This window comes from Galbibacter mesophilus, assembly GCF_023721415.1.
Classification (GTDB): Bacteria; Bacteroidota; Bacteroidia; order Flavobacteriales; family Flavobacteriaceae; genus Galbibacter; species Galbibacter mesophilus.
Genome location: NZ_JAMQVC010000001.1, coordinates 1,449,713 through 1,472,166, shown reverse-complemented (window position 1 = coordinate 1,472,166; position 22,454 = coordinate 1,449,713). Strand labels below are relative to the sequence as shown.

Below are 22,454 nucleotides of genomic sequence, written 5' to 3'. Positions count from 1 at the left end.
GTTTGTATTTATATGTCGTAAAAGCTACAATTCCTTTCTTCGGAAGAAACCAAAAGATATCGCCAAGAGTGCGTAAAACTTTTTAACTTTACGCTTTCAACTTTATACAAGCAACGCATGCAAGATCAAAAACGGCTTTTTCTTTTAGACGCTTACGCTTTAATTTTTAGAGGGTACTACGCATTCATAAAAAATCCACGTATTAATTCCAAGGGCATGGACACTTCTGCCATTATGGGATTTATGAATTCGCTATTGGACGTAATTAAAAGAGAAAATCCAGATCATTTAGCGGTTGCTTTCGATAAGGAAGGCAGCAAGGATCGTGTGGAAATGTTTGAAGCCTACAAAGCCAATCGCGACGAAACGCCGGAAGCCATTCGTATTGCAGTACCGATTATTCAAGATATTTTAAAAGCCATGCATATTCCCTGCATAGAAAAAGCGGGATATGAAGCTGATGATATCATTGGAACACTTGCAAAACAGGCGGAAAAAGCCAACTATAAAGTATACATGGTGACTCCCGATAAAGATTTTGCCCAGTTGGTTTCTGAAAATATTTTTATGTACCGCCCAGCAAGAATGGGAAATGGTATTGAAATTTGGGGAATTCCGGAGGTACAAAAGAAATTTGAAGTAGAAACTCCAGAACAAGTTATTGATTTTCTCGGAATGATGGGAGATTCGGTAGATAATATTCCCGGGTTGCCTGGCGTTGGTGAAAAAACGGCCAAAAAGTTTTTAAAACAATTTGGCAGCATGGAAGGCTTGTTGGAAAATACCGATCAGCTAAAAGGGAAAATGAAAGAGAAAGTGGAAGCCAATGCCGAACTAGGCTTGCTCTCCAAAAAACTGGCTCGAATTATGCTGGATGTGCCAGTTGAATTTCATGAACAAAACTTTACTCTAGACACTCCCGACATACCAAAAGTGCAAGAGATATTTCAGGAATTGGAGTTTAGAAGACTTGCCGATAATTTAATGAAAACCTTCGGACAGGAAATTTCTTCCGAAGAAAAAACTTCCGAAGGGAATAAAGCAAACGTAAACACAAATTTAGACGTTCAATACGATCTTTTTGGAAATAACCAAGCTGCTGAAAGTGCGACAACTACCGTTTCTGGGTTTAAAACCATAGAACAGGTACCGCATTTTTATCAACAGGCCAACACACCGCTGGCACGAAAACTATTGCTGGAAAAGCTATTGAAACAAAAAAGTGTTTGTTTTGACACGGAAACCACGAATATAAAATCATTGGAAGCCGAGTTGGTTGGCTGTGCATTTTCATGGGAACCTGGCACGGGGTATTATGTTTCTTTTCCCGAAGATCAAAAGGAAACAAAAGCAATTTTGGAAGAATTTCGACCGTTTTTTGAAAACGAGGGAATTGAAAAAATAGGACAAAATCTTAAGTACGACCTCAAAGTTTTGTCCAATTACAACATGCCTGTAAAAGGCCCTATTTTCGATACCATGATTGCGCATTATCTTATCAATCCAGATATGCGTCACAATATGGATGTCCTTGCAGAAACCTATTTAAATTATAGTCCAGTTTCAATTGAAACTCTTATAGGAAAAAAAGGCAAAAACCAACGTTCCATGCGCTCGGTTGAATTGGAGAAGCAAACGGAATATGCGGTTGAAGACGCTGATATTACACTCCAGTTAAAAAATCTTTTTGCTGAAGAACTCCCGAAACGAAATGCCAAGAAGCTTTTTGAAGAGATTGAAGCTCCACTGGTAAAAGTGCTTTCCGACATGGAAATTGAGGGAATCAATTTAGATGAAAACTACCTGAAAAGTTTAAGTGGCGCTCTAAATACCGATATCGACCGACTGGAAAAGGCAATTTTTGAACAAGCTGGGGAAGAATTCAATTTAGCATCTCCAAAACAATTAGGCCCGATTTTATTCGATAAATTGAAGCTAGTTGATAAACCGAAAAAAACCAAAACAGGTCAATATTCCACTGCGGAAGACGTACTTTCCTATCTCGCAAAAGACCATCAAATTGTAGCTGACATTTTGGAATGGCGCCAATTGAACAAGCTAAAAAGCACCTATGTGGATGCGCTTCCAAACGAAATAAACTCCAAAACACACCGTATCCACACGGTTTACAGTCAGGCCGTAGCGGCAACGGGAAGGTTGAGTTCCAACAATCCGAATTTGCAGAATATCCCGATAAGAACCGAAAGAGGAAGACTGGTTCGAAAAGCTTTTGTCCCACGCGATGAAAACTACACCTTGCTTGCCGCGGATTATTCGCAAATTGAACTTCGCATTATCGCAGCATTGAGTGAAGAGGACACTATGATAAAAGCCTTTCAAGAAGGTCAGGATATTCACGCCACAACGGCTTCGCAAGTCTTCAAAGTAGCTATTGAAGATGTTACCCGCGAGCAGCGAAGCAATGCCAAAACAGTAAACTTCGGAATTATCTACGGCGTTTCCGCCTTCGGACTAAGCAATCAAACTACACTTAACAGAAGTGAGGCAAAAGACTTAATAGACACCTATTATGAAACATATCCTAAATTAAAGGCATACATGAGCAAACAAGTTCATTTTGCACAGGATAACGGTTATGTGGAAACCATTTTAGGAAGGCGTCGTTATTTAAAGGACATTAATTCCCGAAATCAAGTTGTTAGAGGAGCTGCCGAAAGAAATGCCGTAAATGCTCCCATTCAAGGGAGTGCTGCTGACATCATTAAAATTGCGATGATAAATATTCACCAAAAACTAAAAGAAGGCAATTTTAAAACTAAAATGCTGCTTCAAGTTCATGATGAATTGGTGTTCGACGCCCATAAAGACGAACTCGACACCGTAAAAAACCTTATCAAGACAGAAATGGAAAACGCATACAAACTAAGCGTACCATTGGATGTTGAACTCGGCACAGGCTATAATTGGCTGGAGGCGCATTAGAAATACGCAAACCTCTATATCATATTTTAGAAACCCATAAAAACAGAATCATTGCAACGACCATTAAGCTTTCAGTATCTATTTTGAACATCTTCAAATTATTAACGTGAAATTTTGAAATATTCTAATTAATCCCTCCAAGTGTTAAAATTTTAACCAATAAACCTCTTTTTTAATTAAAAATTAAGATATTAGTATAATGCTAATTCAAACTAATTAAAATATGAGATCAAAGTTAAATTGGTTTTTAACGCTAGTTTTTGCGTTAATCTTACAATTCTCTTATGGACAAGAGAAAACTGTTACAGGTGTTGTAACAGATCAAGACGGGCTTCCTTTACCAGGAGCAAACGTAACGGTTAAAGGTACCTCCACGGGTACTCAAACCGATTTCGATGGTAATTATTCCATTAACACCTCTTCCGGCTCCACGCTAGTATTTTCTTATTTAGGACAAAAAACCGTTGAGAGAAATGTGGGAGCATCAAGCACAATAAATGTAACGCTAGAACAAGATGCTCAAGCTCTGGAGGAAGTTATCGTGACAGCGTACGGTACTACAACAAAAGAAGCTTTTACAGGCTCTGCAAGTGTAGTAGGCTCAGAAGAACTGGAGATTCGAAATGTTACCTCTCCAATTGCGGCAATTGAGGGTAGAGCTACGGGAGTTCAATTCACATCTGGAGCGGGCCCTGGTTCATCACCAGATATTGTAATTCGAGGGGTTGGAACTCTTAACGGAGATACGGACCCATTATACATCGTAGATGGAATGCAGTATGAAGGTGACTTAAACACTATCAACCAAGAGGATATTGCATCTTTTACAATACTTAAGGACGCTTCATCTACTTCGTTATATGGATCTAGAGCTGCGAATGGTGTGGTAATAATCACCACTAAAAGTGGAACGAGAGGAGAAATACAGGTAAATGCATCCATGCAATATGGTTTAGTCTCTCCTGCCATCCCTTTTTATGAAGAACTTTCTCCTGGCCAATATTACGAAACCATGTGGGAAGCTCTAAAAAACTCAAGTGCAGGAGGAGGTGACCCAGCTTTTGCATCCGCAAATATTTATAATAGTTTGGGATACAATCCTTTTAACGTCCCCAACAGTCAAATTGTTGGAACAGACGGCCGATTAAACCCAAATGCTCAAGTTATCTACAAAAGCCTTGATTGGTATGATGAATTCACACGTACAGGAGTTCGTCAAAACTATAATGTAAATGTTTCCGGTGGAGGAGAAAACCACAAAGTATTTTTCTCCGCATCCTATTTAGATGAAGAAAGTTATGTTATTACCTCTGGATTCGATCGTATTACAACTCGATTAAACGCGGAGTTTGATGTAAGTAAAAGTATAAAAATTGGTGGTAGCGCAAACATTGCGATTACAGAAGCTACAGCTCCAAGTTCAGCTGGGGAAAACAGCATCGTAAATCCATTTGGTTTTTCCAAGAATATTGGATCCATTTATCCAGTATACCTTAATGATCTACAAGGAAATTTAGTTAGAGATGCTTTCGGGAACTTTGTATTCGATAATGGAGAAGGATACCCGGAATTCAACATAGGTTCCAGACCTATTTACCAAGGTCGTCATGCATTACAAGAACTTCTTCTGAATGACGAACGGGACAGGGACAACACATACGGATTCAGATTTTTTGGAGATATTAAAATTGTAGATGGATTAAATCTTCGAATAAATTATGGTAGAGATATCAATGAAGGTCTAGAAAAGGAATATGAAAATGCTATTATTGGAGATGCTCAACCCGATGGGCGTTATAGCGAAACACGATTTAGAAGACAGGTTGAAAACTTCAATCAAATCTTAACTTACGTTAAAAGTTTTGGCAATCATAATATTGATATTACTGCAGGTCACGAAAGCTTTGACAGAACCTTTACAAGCAACAATGGTTTAAAAACTATTCAAGCTGCCAACGGAATTTTTGAATTTGACAATTTTTCTAATATTGTAGATTTGGGTGGTTCTTCTACGAGGAAATCTTTAGAAGGATATTTTTTAAGAACTAATTATAACTTCAGCAACAAGTACTATCTAAGTGCCTCTGTTAGAAGAGATGGGTCTTCTGTATTTAGCGAAGATTCACGATGGGGTACTTTTTATTCAGTAGGAGCTTCATGGCGAATCGACCAAGAAGGCTTTATGGACAATGTTGGTTTTATTAATCAATTAAAACTACGGGGTTCTTACGGTGAAGTTGGTAACGATAGACTTGGAGATCCAATTGATTTCTTTATATCACAACCTAGGTTTACAATAACTTCCAATGCAGCAGACCCCGCTATTTTATATACTGATATAGGAAATCCTGAATTACAATGGGAGACAATTGAAAATTATGACATTGCGTTGGAGTTTGCGTTATTCAACAACCTTTTTGAAGGTTCTATAGAATACTACAAGAAAAATTCTTCCGATTTATTGTACTTACTTCCAATTCCTTTAAGTAATGGATTAAACGAAGTTCCAGTAAATATTGGAGACATGTATAACTCAGGTTGGGAAATGGCTTTAACTACTCGACTAATTAATAAAAATGATTTTAGATGGAATGTAACCCTTCAGGCATCTACTTTTAAAAATGAAATCACAAGTCTACCTAACCCATTTATTGATGACCAACAACGTTGGGCGGAAGGACGGTCTAGATTTGACTTTTTCCTCTTAAGAACAGCTGGAGTTGATCCAGATACTGGTGATCAATTATTTTATCAATATGAATTGGACGCGGACAACAATAGCGTGCCTGTATTCGATGCCAACGGAGAAATTGCCACGACAACCGATTGGCAAGACACACAAAGAGCTTATACGGGAGACAGTTCTATACCCGATTTGCTAGGATCTGTATCTAGTACTTTTAGCTACAAAGGGTTTTCATTAGATTTTTTAGTGAATTACGGAATAGGCGGAAAATTCCTTGATTTTGGATATGCAGACATGATGCACAGCGGAAACTTCGGTAGTTCTTATCACCCTGATATTTTAAATGCTTGGAGACAACCTGGAGACATTACTAGCGTACCTAGATTGGAGGCGGGTAATCCAAATCTTGTTAGACAGGAATCGGACAGGTTTTTAACCGATGCATCCTTTTGGACCCTTAAAAACATCAATTTAGGATATACTTTTGATGGAAATGTTACAGAACAAATTGGTGTTGACAACTTAAGACTTTCTATTATAGGTGAAAACCTGTATTTTAATAGTGAAAGAACAGGAGCCAACCCACAAGCGGAATTAGATGGAACTCCAGTAGGAAACACTTTTAATCCTCCAAGAACATTTTCTGTTGGACTAAACGTAGGATTTTAATTAAAAGCTAAAGAATGATAATTATGTTAAGAAATATAAAATTTATGCTTATAGTATTCCTAGGGATTACTATAACTTCCTGTGACGATGACTTTCTGGAAACTACACCAACTGATGCTATTTCAGCAACGGACGCGTTGGCCAATGAGGAAAATATGCAGTTGATTTTAAACGGAATACACCGTGGATTATATTCCCAGTCTCAAACAGTTTTTCCAGGCGGTAACTCCACCTGGGCAAACAATCATTTCTGGCTACCCATGGGCGATAACCTAACCGGAGGACTTATCCATTCGGCAAATGCAAACAATTTGGGATGGCGAAGCGTAATGCAGTGGAACACACATACCGACCAGACCTCTGGGATGAATGAGGTTTTTTGGTATCACCGCTATAATATTATATTGCACGCTAATCTGCTTATTAACCGAGGCAATGAAGGAACTTTAACTGAAACTCCAGAGCTTTCTGAAATATTAGGCCAAGCATACACATATAGAGCATATGCGTACCTATCACTAGTTCAACATTTTGCCAAAGGGTACCTAATAGCTGACCCATCCACAGAGCCCGGCGTACCACTCTTATTCTCTTCTGAATCTCCTTTTACCAGTGCTGGAAGGTCAACAGTTCAAGAAATTTACGATCAGATTGAATCTGACCTCAACGAAGCTATTACTGCATTTGAGAATGGAACAGGACGACCAAGCGGTGGACCTGAAACGAAGTCTCAATTAAACATAAATGTAGCGTATGGTTTATTAGCACGAACCGCATTATCCAAAGGGGATTGGCAAACAGCTGCAGATGCAGCCGTTAAAGCCCGTGAAGGATTCCCACTAATGAGTGAAGATGATTGGAAATCTGGATTTAATTCAAATGAACTTTCTGAAGTGATTTGGGGAAGTAATGTTATTGATGCTGAAACAACATTTTTCCGTTCATATTTCTATCTTGCCAGCAACACTTTCAACGGTAGCCAAATTAGAAATAATCCAAAAATTGCCGACAGAAGACTTGTGGATGCAATTCCTGACTCAGATTACAGAAAAGATGTTTTCATCGTTGAAGCTCCTAATACAAATTCTTCTGCCGCCAATAACGAAGGAGGTTTGGACCCAGATACAGGCCTCCCAAGAGACCCAAATTATGCGGGAGATTTAGAAGCTTACAACGAAAGGAGAGCGGAAATAAATGCTCAATATGGTATTAACAACAATTTTAATCAACATCCTTATATGCATTTCAAGCTTAAAAATGCTAATCCAGGATCTATTGACCCGGACGACATAATTTATATGCGTTCTTCAGAAATGTATCTTATTGAAGCCGAAGCAAAAGCAATGATGGGCGACATCACTGGCGCTCAGAATGCACTTAGGCCTTTAGGTGAAGAGCGAGATAGCGCCTATAATGTATCCGCGTTCAGCACTGTCGAATTGCTAATGGATCAAATAAAATTCCAAAGAGGTGTAGAACTATGGGGCGAAGGCTTTGGCTACACCGATAAAATTCGATGGGACGAAGGGATAGACCATAGTACGGATGGCGGATCAGGAGCTTCTGAAGTATTATACCAAGCTGCTTTTAAGCAGGACAAACCTTCTGTAAATAATAGGTGGGTATTTAAAATACCTCAAGCAGAGATTGATGCTAACCCTAATTTAACACCTGCAGACCAAAACAAATAAACCTGGTCTTATTTTAGCGGGAACTCCTTGAGTTAGAAACTAACTCAAGGAGTTTTTTTATATCAAAAAATCAGAAATGGAAATCGCATATAAACTAAGCCTACCATTTGGATGTTGAACTCGGGCCAAGTGAAAATTGGTTGGAGGCGCATTAGAAGTTTTTCGTGGGCAACATAATTAAATTGTTAAATTTATTAACAATATTTTACAGGTTTAGTTTTTTTTCTATCTTACACGCCTAAACTAAACCTAAAATCTATGAGAAAAATCTACTTAGCGATAGCTATGGCTATCATTCCTCTCATTTCTATATGCCAGGAGAATCTACTGAGCAACGGAGACTTAGAAAATTGGTCTTCAGGACAACTTGACAGCTGGACAATAACCCAGACTAATCAAATTATCCAAGAAACTACGAATCTTACTAGCGGAACTAGCAGTGCCCTTTTTATAGATGGAGAAGAACAGCCTTCTATTTACATGTCTGGCATCCAACTAGAGGCCGGTAAAACCTATATTTTGAGCTATGATTATAAAGTGAAAACTGGCAGCTCCAGCTTTGGATCCCAAGTTATAGGGGTAAAACATGGAGCAGAAGATTTTACTCCAAATAGCTCCGGAAGTAGAAACCCACTTAATTTTGAATGGAACTCCGTATCTAAGGAAATTGAGGTATTGGAAACAGAACCTTGGTATTTCGAATTTTCTATATTCTCATTTCTTGACGAAGCTTTTGAAGTATATATTGATAATATAAAGCTTATTGAAAAACCGCAACCAAGTCCAGACAGAGAAACTTTAATCGCCCTTTATAATGCCACTGATGGACCCAACTGGAAAAACACTTGGGATTTGGAAAAAACAGCTAGTGAGTGGGGCGGAATCCAACTAAATAATGAAAATAGAGTAGAAAATATTGGCTTTTACAACAACAACCTAACTGGCTCTTTACCAGAATCTTTTGGAGACCTCACTAGTCTTAAATATATATCCATAATAGAAGATCTTGAAGGGGAAATTCCCGAATCCATTGGAAACTTAACTAAGTTAAAATCCTTGGGGCTCAACTTTAACGATTTTACTGGTAACATTCCAGAATCTATCGGTAATCTAATAGATCTTAATACAATTAGAATTAATTATAACAAATTAACAGGTTCTATACCAGAGTCTTTTGGAAACCTTATTAATCTAACTGAACTATCTTTGATCTATAACAGCTTGACGGGGCCTATTCCAAAAGCCATTACTCAATTACCTAAATTAGAAACTTTAGATATAGTAGGCAACAAGTTTGTATTTGAAGATATAGAAAAAGTCTTAACCACTATAAACGAGACTATAGCTTTCAATTACAAAAATCAACAGAAAATAGATGAAGAAGCTGTGCTTAAAATTGACAGAGGTAATCCATTTTTAATACAAGTCGAAGCGACTAGCAGCCCGAATAACAAATATCAATGGTTTAAAAACGAAATTGCCATTCAAGGAGCTACCAATAGCAGTTATAAAATTGATTCGGTTGCTGTTGTAGACAAGGGTGTATATACTTGTAAAATTACAAATTCCGTTATAACTGACCTAACACTCTATAAAAATACAATAACCTTAGATGTTTCTATTCCAGATAGTGACAATGATGGTGTAAATAATGATTTAGATAAATGCCCGGAAACTAAAAATGGAGAAAATGTAGACTACTATGGTTGTGCACAAAACCAATTAGATAATGACAATGATGGTGTCACTAACGATATTGACGAATGCCCAGAAACAACTGATGGCCAACCTGTAAACTCAAATGGTTGTGCACAAAACCAATTACTCAAAAACCCAAGTTTTGAAAAGTGGACGCTTGTCGCCAGTGAACATGCTGATGGATGGTATGTAAATTTCGACACAAACAAATCCAAAGTTACAGGAGCGTCAGATGGCAAGTATGCCATAAAAATTCAAACCAACCGCTCAGGCTCTAATGGTTTTTTTGCAAAATTGGATGCGGCTGCGCCTTTAAACGATCTCTCATTGGAAGCTGAAAAAATTTATCGAGTTTCATTTGACTATAAAGTATCTTCTGGAACTATCAAAGAATTAAAATCTACTATTTTGGAAGATAACTTTTATGTTTTTGATAGCAATATCACCAATGATCTTACTAATTCATATTGGCAAACCATAAGTTATTATGTTACCCCAGAGAAATCAGGGACATATAATTATAGTATAAATATAATTGGAGATACCGAAGCTTCCGAAATCATTATTGATAACGTAAAGTTTGAAGAATATATATATAGCCCCGATAGAGAAGCCCTGATTGAACTTTACAATGCTACTGATGGCCCAAATTGGAGTACCAATTGGGATATAAATCAACCGATTAGTGAATGGGAGAGAATCCGTATAAATGAAGAAAACCGGGTGACCTATATTTATTTTTATCTTAATAATTTAGCTGGCCATATTCCCAATTCCATTGGAAATCTAACCAGTTTAACATATTTGGTTTTAATCGATAATAAATTAAAAGGTAGCATCCCTGAATCCATCGGGAACCTAACAAATCTAACCGACCTAAGTTTACACGGTAGCCTTGAAAGTGAAATTCCAAAATCTATTGGAAATTTAATCAACCTATCTCACCTAAGCCTAAGCCGTAATAATTTAACTGGAACATTACCAGAGTCTATTGGTAATTTGATAAATTTAACTGAACTGTATTTGGATGGCAATTACTTAACAGGAACTATACCAGAAGCTATTATTAAATTGCCAAATCTAACCACTTTAGATATAGCATATAACAAGTTTGTGTTTGAAGATATAGAAGAAATCTTAAAATCTATAAATGAGAATATAACTTTCAACTACAAAAATCAAAAAAAAATAGATGAAGAATCTACAATCACAATAGATAGAGATAGTCAGTTTTTAGTAAAAGTGGAGGCAACTAGCAGTCCAAATAACATATATCAGTGGTTTAAAGACGATGTTGCCATTGAAGGAGCCACCAATAGTAGTTTTAAAATTGATTCCGTTGCTATTTCAGACGAGGGCGAATATACTTGTAAAATAACCAATACTGTCGCAACAGAATTAACACTTTATAAAAATCCAATAACTTTAGAAGTGTCGATACCAGATAGTGATAACGATGGGATAAATGATGATATTGACGAATGCCCTAACACCCCAAATGGCGAAGACGTAGATTATAAAGGATGTACACCGTACCAAGTGGACGACGACAAAGACGGAGTTCCTAATTATATAGACGAATGCCCAGAAACCACACTTGGAGAAGTAGTGGACGAAAAAGGTTGTGCTGCAGGTGATGTTATTAACAGTAGAGCCATCAAGATAAAAGCAGTTGATACTTCCTGTCCAAATACCAATAACGGAGAAATAAGCGTTGAATCATTTAACAATATGGATTACACATTTACCGTTTCGGGACCAAATTACAATGAAGCTTTTACTGATGTTGACAAAAACGAAGCTAATTTAATTACCGATTTAGCCCCCGGAAGCTACGAAGTTTGCGTGAGTTATGTTGGATATGAAGATTCTAATTATTGCTTCACTGCTAATATAAAGGCTACAGAGGAAATGACTGCATCCAAAGCATTTATTAGTCTTCAGAACAAAAAAGCTTCTTTTAAAGTTTCTGGAAACGCCCATTATACAGTCTCTGTAAACAATAAGCTATTTGAATTTCATGTTGAAAACGCCGAACCCACAACTATTCAAGTTCCAATTACAGATGGTAAAAATGAAATTATCTTAAAAACAGATAAAGATTGTCAAGGACAGTACAATGAAACCATCGATTTCAGAGAAGTTTCATTCTACCCGAATCCTGTTGTGGATAATTTAAATATCGGAGGGTTATCAAATTTAAAGAATGTTGAAATACATATTTCAGATATGGCCGGAAATATAGTCTTTCATCGAAAAATGAAAGATTTTTCCTCAAATACAAAACTTTCTTTAGAAGGATTATCGAGCGGCGTTTACCTAATTAACATCACTTCAGATTCTCAAAATATAACATCCAAAATCCTTAAAAAATGAAAAAAATAATTCACTATATATTTCCAGTTATTAGCTCACTATTAATTTCATGTGGAGGTGGCGATAGCGATGACCCCACCGATCCTGACAACCCATCTAATCCCACCTTGGAATTAGGAACGTTTAACTTAGTGACTCCAGAAAACAATTCTCTATGCGTGGAAGGCGATTACACTATTGCTGGTAATTTAAACCATATTTTACTTATATGGGAGCCGTCAGAAAATGCTAAGTCTTATAAAATTCACTTGATAGACAACACATCTGGTGAATCCCAAACGCTTACCTCGTCATCTAGTTCTAAGGAGGCAGATGTAGCAATGGGACATTCCTATTCTTGGGAAGTAGAAGCTATATTGGAAGACAAAGTCTTAAAGAGTGACGAAAAATGGAATTTCTACTCAAGGGACGTGAAAGAAGAAAGCCACGCTCCGTTTCCAGCTTCGATTTTTATAACAGACAATAAAGATAGCACTATAAAAATTCTGTGGGAGACAGAAGATATAGATGGAGATGTAGAGAGCTACACTGTTTATTTTGGAAAAGACCAAGAACCTAGCATGATTGCTGAAAACCTATCTATAGATGAAAATTTAATAGACAAACAAGCTATTGAGTACAATACAGTTTACTATTTAAAAATTGTATCTAAGGATGAGGCAGGAAATACATCAACAGCTTTCAAAAAGCTTAATTTTAAGAATTAACAGTAACACATATTGGTTTTAAAGATAAAAAGGTTGTTTTCGATATGAAAACAACCTTTTTTATTTTCTTTTAAAATGGAAGAAAGTAACTTTAACAAGCAAGAACACCACTCAACCACACCAAAATCCCCTAACCCACTAACAACCAAATTGTTTTGCGAGTAAAATTATTAACATTCGCTGTTTGTAAATAATAGAAATAATTGTACTTTTGCACCCCATTATCCCGAATTCACGTTTGGGAATGGGAATGGAATGTTTAATCTTGCCTGTCGGGAGACAGGTTTTAAAAATTTTTAGTGTGGATACATTAAGCTACAAAACAATTTCAGCAAACAAGGCTACTGTAAACAAACAGTGGGTTTTGGTTGATGCTGAAGGTCAGACGCTAGGTCGTCTTTCTTCTAAGGTAGCAAAGCTACTTAGAGGTAAGTACAAGCCTAATTACACACCGCATGTTGACTGTGGAGATAATGTAGTAATTATCAATGCAGAAAAAATTAACTTAACTGGTAAAAAATGGGACGCTAAGCAATACGTGCGTCACACAGGTTACCCAGGCGGTCAAAGAGTAACAACTGCAAACGAACTTTTCCAAAAAGATCCTGCACGTTTGTTAGAAAAATCTATTAAAGGAATGCTTCCTAAGAACAAATTAGGTGCAGAGCTATTCCGCAATTTAAAGGTATATGTTGGTTCAGCGCATGCTCAAGAAGCACAGAAACCAACTGCCATTAACTTAAACGATCTTAAATAATGGAAGTAATTCACAAAATTGGCAGAAGAAAAACTGCAGTTGCAAGAGTGTATGTTTCTGAAGGTAAAGGAAACATCACCATCAACAAAAAAGAATTCAAGCAATACTTCCCAACACCAACATTACAGTACAAAGTTCAGCAGCCGCTTTCTTTAACAGAAAACGTTGAGAACTTTGATATTAAAGTTAATGTTTACGGTGGTGGTGTAACTGGACAAGCAGAGGCAATCCGTTTGGCTATTTCCAGAGCGCTTTGCGAAGTAGATGCAGAAAACAGAGGAACCCTTAAACCAGAAGGGCTACTTACTAGAGACCCAAGAATGGTTGAGCGTAAGAAATTCGGTCAGAAGAAAGCTCGTAAGAAATTCCAGTTCTCTAAGCGTTAATTTCAATTCTGGACTTGTTTCAGAATATGTAATTCTCTTAACAGAATTATTATTTGGAACAACTCGGAATTTTCAATTATTGAAAAACAGATGCTGAAATAAATTCAGCAAAAAAAATTAACATGTCGTTGCTTCCTTTTCAGAAAAGAAAAAGAAGGATACGTTTAGCATCCAAATGGTAAAGGCAATCGAATTATTCGTGACCACTTTAACATTGCTAAATTCAAAACCCAAAAATTGGGCAACGGAACGTAAACTATTACAAAAATGGCAAATAACATAGAAGTTAAAGATTTACTAGAAGCAGGTGTACACTTTGGACACCTTACTAGAAAATGGAATCCAAACATGGCTCCTTATATCTACATGGAGCGTAACGGAATCCACGTTATCAATTTATACAAAACTGCTGCCAAAATCGAAGAGGCGAACGAAGCCCTTAAGAAAATTGCAGCATCCGGTAGAAAAATACTATTTGTAGCTACCAAGAAACAAGCAAAAGATATCGTTGCAGACAAAGCTGGAGCTGTAAACATGCCTTACATCACAGAAAGATGGCCAGGCGGTATGCTTACCAACTTTGTAACTATCCGTAAAGCCGTTAAAAAAATGGCTTCTATCGATAGAATGAAAAAAGACGGTACTTTCGATACGCTTTCTAAAAAAGAAAAACTACAAGTAGATCGTTTAAGAGCTAAGCTTGAGAAAAACTTAGGTTCTATTGCAGACATGACTCGCTTACCAGGAGCATTGTTTATTGTAGATACTATGCGCGAGCACATCGCCGTAAAAGAAGCACAAAAATTAAACATTCCAATATTTGCAATGGTAGATACCAACTCAGACCCAAGAGAGGTTGAGTACGTTATACCATCTAATGATGATGCTTCAAAATCAATTGAAAAAGTTCTTTCTCATGTAACCGGTGCTATTGCTGAAGGCCTTTCTGATAGAAAAGCTGATAAAGCTGCTGAAAAGCAATCCGATGAAGATGAGGAAACTAAAGCAGAACGTGAGGCTAAAGAAAAAAAGGCTAAAGCGTTAGAAGCTGAAGAAAACGATTAAATAACACTTACATAAAGTCGTTAACCCTTCATCTTCTTACCTTTGGTAGAAATATGGGTTAACGGTTTTTTTTTATTCTATGCCTAATGGTGACAAACCTACAGGGCATTCGAACAACAAAAAAATCATCCCGACTTTATAAGGTCGGACAAACAAACCCCTCCACGAGGGAATAAAAACTGATAATAAGATGGCAAAAATTACAGCCGCTGAGGTTAATAAACTTAGAAAAGCTACCGGTGCCGGTATGATGGATTGTAAAAATGCATTGGTAGAAGCAGAAGGTGATTTTGATACAGCAGTAGAAATACTTCGTAAAAAAGGTCAGAAAGTTGCTGCTAAAAGAGCCGACAGAGAATCTACTGAAGGTGCAGTTATTGCAAAAGTAAACGACGCTAACAACGAAGGTGTTATCGTTTCTCTTAACTGTGAAACTGACTTTGTTGCTAAAAACGATTCTTTCGTTGCTTTGGCTAACGACCTTGCTGAATTGGCATTGAACTACGACTCTAAAGAAGCTTTATTGGAAGCTGATTACAAAGGAATTAAAGTTTCAGAAAAACTTATCGAGCAAACAGGTGTTATCGGTGAGAAAATTGAAATCGGTGATTTCAGAAAACTTTCAGCTCCTTTCGTAGGTTCTTATATTCATGCAGGTAACAAAATTGCTACTTTGGTTGGACTTTCTGCTAACGTTGACGGTGCAGAAACTGCTGCTAAAGACGTGGCTATGCAAGCTGCTGCTATGAATCCGGTTGCTTTGGATGAAAGCGGTGTAGACCAAGAAGTAATCGATAAAGAAATCGAAATTGCTAAAGATACTCTTAGAGCTGAAGGAAAGCCAGAAGCTATGTTAGACAATATCGCTAAAGGTAAATTGAAGCGTTTCTTCAAAGATAATACGCTAGTTAACCAAGATTTTATTAAAGATAGCAAGCAAAGTGTTGCTGGTTACGTAAAATCTTTCAACAGCGACCTTACTGTAACTGCTTTTGAAAGAGTTGCTTTAGGATAAAAATCTTCAGCTTATTTCAAAATAAGCTTTTACAATACAAACCACTTTTGATTTTTTTCAGAAGTGGTTTTTTTTTATAGATTATACCCTAAAGTAAACATTAAAATTCTCGGCAAAATAAATGTTTGTGTATCTGAAATGATGTAGGACGAAAAGCTATTTCTGTTTTTAAAATTGACATCAAATACATTTCTCGCTTCTATTTCAAAACTCCAAGGGCTATCGTCCTTTTTATAATACAAAGAGGCATTCGCTATCTCATAATTGTTTTGCTGATTGAGAGTTTTATTCTCGTAACCGTAGTAGACGTAATCAAAAGAAGCAACAAACCCTTTCAAAAAATCATAATCAAAATTAACAAAAGGTTCATTTGTAATGAATTCAGCCCTACGCCCGCTCAAAGTATAATTCCCCCTACTTTGTTTAAAACCCACCTCTACAGTTGGAAACTTATCGAAAAGGGTTTTGGCAGAAACATTGTAAGAAAGACTGCCGTTCTTATTGGTTCCCAAAATTCCGTTTGCAAGTTGAAGGTATTGAGAGTTATTGTAATTTAACCCTATTTTACAATTGACGTCTTTAATATTCTTTTTTAAACTCCCAAAAAAATTCCACATACTTTCTGGGCTATTTACAAAAACCGGGGAAACGGTCTGGTTAATCCCTGTATAATTTACATCTTCAATAACTCCGTCGGTTTTTTTGATGTATTTTACATTGAAGAAAAGCCTAAACCCTTTATATCCACTATACTTATTAAATCGCAGGCTTAACTTATGAAACAATTCATTTCTTAAGCTTTCATTCCCACTATAAACAGCATTGTAAGATTGCAAATAGAAGTTATTTGCAAATTTTGAAGCTTCTGAGAAAGAAGTTGTTCTTTCGTAGTTCATTTCTATCTTTTTCAATCGATTAAATTCCGCTTCGACCGAAAAATTGGGAAGTAAAGTAATTTGGTCTTCATAAATTATGGCATCTTGTTCAAGTTTCCAATGGTAATAATGCATAAAAACACCTTGGTTAAACGTGAAAATTCCACTTCGAAACTTATAATTTATCCCAAAATACAAATCATTTAAGTTAAAATCCAAATCATTGCCAAAACCTGAATCGCCAAAATCGTTTTTTGTTCCATTTGTAAGCTCTTGATTGTCGCTCGTAAAAAAAGATTGTCCGTAATAGGTGTTTCCAAAAGTAGAATAAATGTGATTATTCTTGTTAAGCACCCAATAATGTTTAAAAATGGCATCCAGTTTATTACTTCTTGTTTGTTTTTGCTGTCTTAACCTATAAATACTATCTTCAACCACTGGGATGACCCCTTGCAAGATATCATCTTGGGTTTGCCAAAATTTGTTGGGAAGCCCTTCCTCAAAAGTATAATTTAACGCTGCCGAAAAAGTGTGTTTTCGGGATTTTTTTCGGTGCCATTCCACAGTTTGATTAAACAAAGACCCTTTAGCATTTTCCTCGGTGAGAAAAACGTTTTGAAGAGTGTCCACCCGTGAATTAATGATATTTTCATACTCATTATCCGTTTTTTTAAACTTGGTTTTAAAATACCAAGCATCCGATAAATTTGGCAAATAAGCTGCCTCTATATTCCCAATAGCAAAGACATTATCGGTTTCCGAGGCTACATCTTTTGCCTCTGTAAAAGTATTGTAACGGTTTATAGACTGACTTAAAGTTCCCTCTTGAGTGTGAGAGAAAACACCATATCCAGAAATATTCAACTTTTCATTTACCTCTTTTGTAATGTTTATTGCACCGAATTTCCGATTACTCGAAATCACGTCATTACTTTCTATAAACTGTAAAAAATCACTATTAGGCAATTCGAATGAAGTACCGCCTTTTTTAAAAGTAGTATTCAATCCACTTTGAAAGTCAAAATATTGGTCGTACGTAAAAACTTCCTCTGCAATATTATTAGTATTGGCAATAAAATTTACCGTGGTTTTCGGACTATAGTAAAACAAATTGCTATGTAGATTATAAAAATCCTGATTGCCCTTACCTACTTCAACATCGCCAAATACAAAGTTTTTTTTATCCTCTTTGAGTTTTATGTTCATGGCCATTTCATCGCTATCAACCAAATCCTTCAGCATCGGTATTTCGTTGTAGTTGTCTATAACTTCAATTTGGTCCAATGCATCCGCTGGGATATTATCCACCCCCAATTTTGTACCTCCGCCAAAAAACTTTTTGTTTTCCACCAGCAAGGTCGTAACTTTTTTACCTTGCACAGTAACCACTCCGTCTCTAGAAACCTCTACCCCAGGCAATTTCTTTAGAACATCCTTTAGTTTGCGTTCGTCTCCGTTGGTTAATTGATTAACATTGTAGACAATAGTATCCTTTTTAACTAGTATTGGGATTTCTACGACTACTTCACTAAGTTCTTCAGCTTTTTCATTTAAAATGATGTTCTTGACTGTTGCCTTATTATTAGGAATAAACTGAAAATCATAAGCTGCATAACCCATATGGCTTACCGATATTTGGTAAGGAATATTCTTCAGTTCTAATTCGTAAAATCCATTTTCATTCGTGATTGAAAACTTTATGTTTTGCAAGGAATCTTGTGGCTTTGCCATAACATTTGCATATGGTAAAGGATTTTGTAAACTATCTTTAACAATGCCCTTTAAAACACTTTGGGAAAAGCAGGAAAAACTGAATCCTAAGAAAAGGAAAATTATAAACTTGGGACAAACCATCGATATTAAGGTATTTATACCACGAACAAAAAACTACCCTCCATACTCCTTCTTTCTGGCTTCCATCATTTCCTCGATTCTTTTGTTCGCTTCTTCATCTGTAATTACTCGGGAATCTTTACTTAATCGCTTAATTTTAATATCCTTATCATCAGGGCTTAAATTAATCTTAGTTGCGGTCAAGGTAAACTTATCGCGCTCTACCTGCAATATCAATCCAGGAAGTCCACTATAATTTGACGGACCAAAAGTCACTGGAATTTCCGGAGTGAACCAAGCTATTACCTGTTTACTGTAATAAAACCCTTGCCTACTAAAAAGTTTTTCAGAAGCCTTAGCTTTGTAACATAAATATTTACCTATTTTTTTGGTATCTTGTGTTATTTTCCAATCCAATGTTTTGAAAGAGATATTTCCTAAGGACGATCCAGTTTCAATAATAGTATCCGTTACACTATTAGTATAAAAATTTGTTTCACTGGCTAGACTACCAATGTTATACTCTGTTTCTTCCAAAGAAGGGATTAAATAATAATATGATTCTTCATTCTTAAAGTTTAATATAAAATCATCTGGGTTTGCACTTTTGTATGAATCTATAACATCTTGTTTAATATGCATAGGCACTTCCTTTTTAGTTTCCAAAACAGTCAAAAAGCTATCTATGTATTTTTGGTTAATAATCCCTTTATATTTTACAATTCCAGACACGTCTTGTGCATTAGCAAAGGTGCCTATAAAACATATTAACAATATTAAACAGGGTGATCTTTTCATTTTTTTTTAAATAGTTCTCATCATATTAATCGTTATCTCTTATCGATTTTTCACTTCTATGACAAGAAACTATTCATTTATTCTATCCAACTTAACCACCATACTCTTTTTTTCTAGCATCCGTTAATTTCTTAATCCGGTCGTGGGATTCTTCTTCGGAAATTATCTTTTCACCCTTCCCAATTTTCTTTATTTCAACATCTTTTTCATTGGGGTTTAGATTTATTTTAGTTGCAGTTAAGGTAAACATATCCCTTTCAACTTGTAAAATCAATCCGGGAAGACCACTATATTTACTAGGCCCAAAAGACACTGGTATCTCTGGAGTAAACCATGCTACAGCCTTTTTGTTATAATAGAACCCTCGTCTGCTGTAAAGTCGTTCTGTAACTATGGCTTTATAACATACATACTTTCCAATTCTTTTCGTCTCTTGAGTTATTTTCCAGTCCAACGATTTGTGGGCAACATTTCCCAAAGAAGGACTTTCTTCGATAACTGTTTGGTTGCCATTGTTAGTATAATACGAATTTAACCCTGCCTTGCTACCAACATTGTAGCTTTCTTCCAATATTGGAATATGATAATAATATGATTCTTCATTCTTGAAGTTTAATACAAAATCATCTGGAGTAGCATTACGGAAATTCCCTACTACAATCTGTTTGACATGCATCGTAATATCTTTCTTTCTGTCCAAAGCAATTAAAAAACTATCTACATATTTTTGGTTGATTACGCCACGATATTCAATTATACCTAACTTTTCTTGGGCACTTATTACAACACTAAAAGCAAAGCAAAAGAATATGAATATAAATTTTTCTTTCATCTTTTAAATATTTAGAATAGTCTTTGCCATATTGACACTAAAATGAATCTATATAGAATTCTATTTACCAAATCAACAATATGGCAAAGACTAAAATTTACACAAACTACATATTGAATTTAACATCCATTTCTGCTCATGCAACTATCAAAATCATCGTGTGAATCAGGATTCTGTGCATCACATGCAGAGAAAAACATTTCACATGCTGGCGGCATCTCCAATACCGCTTCATCAGTAACTGTATTAGCCTCTTCCTTATTAGAAGACATCGCAGTTAATCCAAAAAGGAATACCATTCCTAAAATAATTGATTTAAAAATTTTCATAGTTAAAAATGTATTTGGCCGGATTTATACTTCCGGCAGGTTAAACCATAAATACATTCAGTCTGTTTTTCAGTCTTCAATTGGAACATTCAGTCAAAAAAAGTAAAAAATCGGTACCGATTACGTTGCAACTAAACCAACTACATCCCCTCACTTAGACTGAATAAAAAAGCAAAGCTCTATAGTTAATTTTTACTAAAAATAAATAGAAAAAAAACATAACGCAAGATAAAAGACTGATTATAAGGGTTGAACAGTTAAAAAAGGGGGGAAACACCCTTTATCATGTAAGACAATTCCTATATAATCAATTATTAAAATATGCACTGCCATTTTATCATCTGCAGAAGTGGTTTTTTTATATCCCCAATTTCCATCTCCACCACTGAATTATTTTCCTTATTTTTGCTTCGGAAAATTTTCAGGAACAATCTTCAACATATAATCATGCAATACAAAAGAATACTTCTAAAACTAAGTGGGGAAGCTTTAATGGGCGAAAGACAATACGGAATAGACCCCGCAAGGCTTAAAGAATATGCCGAAGAAATCAAATCGGTTATTGATAAAGGCGTAGAAGTAGCCGTGGTTATTGGTGGCGGTAATATTTTTAGGGGTGTTGCAGGTGCCAGTAATGGAATGGATAGAGTTCAGGGAGACCACATGGGAATGCTTGCCACCGTTATAAACGGACTAGCACTACAATCGGCTTTGGAAGATGAAGGCATTGAAACGCGTTTGCAATCGGCCATAAAAATCAATGAAGTAGCAGAGCCTTTTATAAGAAGACGAGCCGTTAGGCATTTGGAAAAAGGCCGTGTGGTAATTTTTGGTGGCGGTACCGGAAATCCATATTTTACAACCGATTCTGCCGCTGTTTTGCGTGCCATTGAAATAGACGCAGACGTTATCTTGAAAGGAACACGCGTGGATGGAATCTACACTTCCGACCCAGAGAAAAACAAAGATGCCACTAAATTTGATAATATTACCTTCAAAGATGTTTTGAACAAAGGATTAAAGGTAATGGACACTACCGCATTTACATTAAGCCAAGAAAATGAGCTTCCTATCATCGTCTTTGACATGAACAGAAAAGGAAATCTGTTAAAAGTGATATCTGGAGAAAAAATTGGTACAAAAGTGAATCTTTAAGTATATTCACATACAGTAAAGCCACACTATTTTAAATTTTAATAGTTATGAACGAAGAAATAGATTTTATATTGGATAGCACCAAAGAATCCATGAATGGTGCCTTAAAACATTTAGAAAAAGAATTCGTAAATATACGTGCCGGAAAGGCAAGTCCTTCTATGGTGGGCAGTGTAATGGTAGATTACTACGGCTCTCCTACTCCTCTTAACCAAGTTGCCAATGTAAACACTCCAGACGGAAGAACAATCTCCATTCAACCTTGGGAAAAGGGTATGTTACAGGAAATTGAACGTGGAATTATGATGGCCAATTTGGGCTTTAACCCTATGAATAATGGTGAAATGGTAATTATTAACGTTCCACCACTTACCGAAGAAAGAAGAAAGGACTTGGCAAAGCAAGCCAAGGCAGAAGCTGAAGATGCCAAAGTTTCTATTAGAACTGCAAGGCAAGAAGCAAATAAAGACATAAAAAAATTAGACGTTTCTGAGGATTTACAAGCCAATGCGGAAGTAGATGTTCAGGAATTGACAGATAAATACATAAAGAAAGTTGATGAAATTTTAGCGGTTAAGGAAAAAGAAATCATGACGGTTTAGTAGTTTAATTAATTCGTTAAACTTTCAATAAAATTTT

15 protein-coding genes are annotated in these 22,454 nt (G+C 36.2%); 11 read left to right on the top strand and 4 right to left on the bottom strand.

Features of this window, described 5'->3' with window-relative positions:
• Positions 1 to 117 precede the first annotated feature (117 nt).
• The 9 genes from polA (at position 118) to tsf (ending at position 15,993) form a co-directional block, all read left to right on the top strand.
• Complete coding sequence (gene polA / locus NDQ75_RS06385; protein WP_202028552.1) at positions 118 to 2,943, top strand: DNA polymerase I; 2,826 nt, start codon at positions 118 to 120, stop codon at positions 2,941 to 2,943.
• Between the two features lie 223 nt (positions 2,944 to 3,166).
• The gene (locus tag NDQ75_RS06380; RefSeq protein WP_202028551.1) at positions 3,167 to 6,298 is read left to right on the top strand and encodes a SusC/RagA family TonB-linked outer membrane protein; all 3,132 of its coding nucleotides are present in this window, start codon (positions 3,167 to 3,169) and stop codon (positions 6,296 to 6,298) included.
• Positions 6,299 to 6,321: 23 nt separating this feature from the next.
• Positions 6,322 to 7,989, top strand: coding sequence for a RagB/SusD family nutrient uptake outer membrane protein (locus NDQ75_RS06375; protein WP_202028550.1), 1,668 nt, complete (start codon positions 6,322 to 6,324; stop codon positions 7,987 to 7,989).
• A gap of 258 nt (positions 7,990 to 8,247) precedes the next feature.
• Positions 8,248 to 12,063 carry a leucine-rich repeat domain-containing protein gene (locus NDQ75_RS06370; protein ID WP_202028549.1) on the top strand — a complete coding sequence of 1,272 codons (3,816 nt, stop codon included), beginning with the start codon at positions 8,248 to 8,250 and terminating at the stop codon, positions 12,061 to 12,063.
• Positions 12,060 to 12,770, top strand: a complete 711-nt coding sequence (locus tag NDQ75_RS06365; protein WP_202028548.1) for a hypothetical protein — start codon at positions 12,060 to 12,062, stop codon at positions 12,768 to 12,770. The genes NDQ75_RS06370 and NDQ75_RS06365 overlap by 4 nt, the downstream gene beginning before the upstream one ends.
• Before the next feature lie 301 nt (positions 12,771 to 13,071).
• On the top strand, positions 13,072 to 13,527 hold the full coding sequence (rplM, locus tag NDQ75_RS06360) for a 50S ribosomal protein L13 (RefSeq protein WP_251762015.1): 456 nt from the start codon (positions 13,072 to 13,074) through the stop codon (positions 13,525 to 13,527).
• On the top strand, positions 13,527 to 13,913 hold the full coding sequence (gene rpsI / locus NDQ75_RS06355; RefSeq protein WP_178950016.1) for a 30S ribosomal protein S9: 387 nt from the start codon (positions 13,527 to 13,529) through the stop codon (positions 13,911 to 13,913). Before rplM ends, rpsI begins: the two co-directional genes overlap by 1 nt.
• 267 nt (positions 13,914 to 14,180) lie before the next feature.
• Positions 14,181 to 14,978, top strand: coding sequence for a 30S ribosomal protein S2 (gene rpsB / locus NDQ75_RS06350; protein ID WP_202028547.1), 798 nt, complete (start codon positions 14,181 to 14,183; stop codon positions 14,976 to 14,978).
• Positions 14,979 to 15,168: 190 nt separating this feature from the next.
• A complete protein-coding gene (gene tsf, locus NDQ75_RS06345) occupies positions 15,169 to 15,993 on the top strand; it encodes a translation elongation factor Ts (protein WP_202028546.1) in 825 nt (274 codons plus the stop codon).
• 74 nt (positions 15,994 to 16,067) lie between these two features.
• Here tsf and NDQ75_RS06340 read toward each other — a convergent pair whose 3' ends face one another.
• The 4 genes from NDQ75_RS06340 to NDQ75_RS06325 all read right to left on the bottom strand — a co-directional run bounded on the left by NDQ75_RS06340 (position 16,068) and on the right by NDQ75_RS06325 (position 20,630).
• Complete coding sequence (locus tag NDQ75_RS06340) at positions 16,068 to 18,722, bottom strand: carboxypeptidase-like regulatory domain-containing protein (protein ID WP_202028545.1); 2,655 nt, start codon at positions 18,720 to 18,722, stop codon at positions 16,068 to 16,070.
• Between the two features lie 33 nt (positions 18,723 to 18,755).
• Positions 18,756 to 19,499: a GLPGLI family protein gene (locus NDQ75_RS06335; protein WP_202028544.1), complete on the bottom strand. Its 744-nt coding sequence runs from the start codon at positions 19,497 to 19,499 to the stop codon at positions 18,756 to 18,758.
• Between the two features lie 91 nt (positions 19,500 to 19,590).
• Complete coding sequence (locus tag NDQ75_RS06330) at positions 19,591 to 20,331, bottom strand: GLPGLI family protein (protein ID WP_202028543.1); 741 nt, start codon at positions 20,329 to 20,331, stop codon at positions 19,591 to 19,593.
• A gap of 119 nt (positions 20,332 to 20,450) precedes the next feature.
• Entirely contained in the window at positions 20,451 to 20,630 is a 180-nt protein-coding gene (locus NDQ75_RS06325; protein WP_202028542.1) for a hypothetical protein, read from the bottom strand.
• Positions 20,631 to 21,107: 477 nt separating this feature from the next.
• Here NDQ75_RS06325 and pyrH point away from each other — a divergent pair, with 477 nt between their 5' ends.
• Both pyrH and frr read left to right on the top strand, forming a co-directional pair.
• Positions 21,108 to 21,815 carry a UMP kinase gene (gene pyrH, locus NDQ75_RS06320; RefSeq protein WP_202028541.1) on the top strand — a complete coding sequence of 236 codons (708 nt, stop codon included), beginning with the start codon at positions 21,108 to 21,110 and terminating at the stop codon, positions 21,813 to 21,815.
• A 47-nt stretch (positions 21,816 to 21,862) separates the two neighbouring features.
• On the top strand, positions 21,863 to 22,417 hold the full coding sequence (gene frr, locus NDQ75_RS06315) for a ribosome recycling factor (RefSeq protein ID WP_202028540.1): 555 nt from the start codon (positions 21,863 to 21,865) through the stop codon (positions 22,415 to 22,417).
• The last annotated feature ends 37 nt before the right edge of the window (positions 22,418 to 22,454 follow it).

Coding starts and splice junctions, on each gene's coding strand:
- NDQ75_RS06375 (WP_202028550.1), top strand. CDS start 6,322: ATGTTAAGAAATATAAAATTTATGCTTATAGTATTCCTAGGGATTACT.
- NDQ75_RS06340 (WP_202028545.1), bottom strand. CDS start 18,722: ATGGTTTGTCCCAAGTTTATAATTTTCCTTTTCTTAGGATTCAGTTTT.
- NDQ75_RS06365 (WP_202028548.1), top strand. CDS start 12,060: ATGAAAAAAATAATTCACTATATATTTCCAGTTATTAGCTCACTATTA.
- NDQ75_RS06335 (WP_202028544.1), bottom strand. CDS start 19,499: ATGAAAAGATCACCCTGTTTAATATTGTTAATATGTTTTATAGGCACC.
- NDQ75_RS06330 (WP_202028543.1), bottom strand. CDS start 20,331: ATGAAAGAAAAATTTATATTCATATTCTTTTGCTTTGCTTTTAGTGTT.
- tsf (WP_202028546.1), top strand. CDS start 15,169: ATGGCAAAAATTACAGCCGCTGAGGTTAATAAACTTAGAAAAGCTACC.
- pyrH (WP_202028541.1), top strand. CDS start 21,108: ATGCAATACAAAAGAATACTTCTAAAACTAAGTGGGGAAGCTTTAATG.
- polA (WP_202028552.1), top strand. CDS start 118: ATGCAAGATCAAAAACGGCTTTTTCTTTTAGACGCTTACGCTTTAATT.
- NDQ75_RS06370 (WP_202028549.1), top strand. CDS start 8,248: ATGAGAAAAATCTACTTAGCGATAGCTATGGCTATCATTCCTCTCATT.
- frr (WP_202028540.1), top strand. CDS start 21,863: ATGAACGAAGAAATAGATTTTATATTGGATAGCACCAAAGAATCCATG.
- rpsB (WP_202028547.1), top strand. CDS start 14,181: ATGGCAAATAACATAGAAGTTAAAGATTTACTAGAAGCAGGTGTACAC.
- NDQ75_RS06380 (WP_202028551.1), top strand. CDS start 3,167: ATGAGATCAAAGTTAAATTGGTTTTTAACGCTAGTTTTTGCGTTAATC.
- NDQ75_RS06325 (WP_202028542.1), bottom strand. CDS start 20,630: ATGGTATTCCTTTTTGGATTAACTGCGATGTCTTCTAATAAGGAAGAG.
- rpsI (WP_178950016.1), top strand. CDS start 13,527: ATGGAAGTAATTCACAAAATTGGCAGAAGAAAAACTGCAGTTGCAAGA.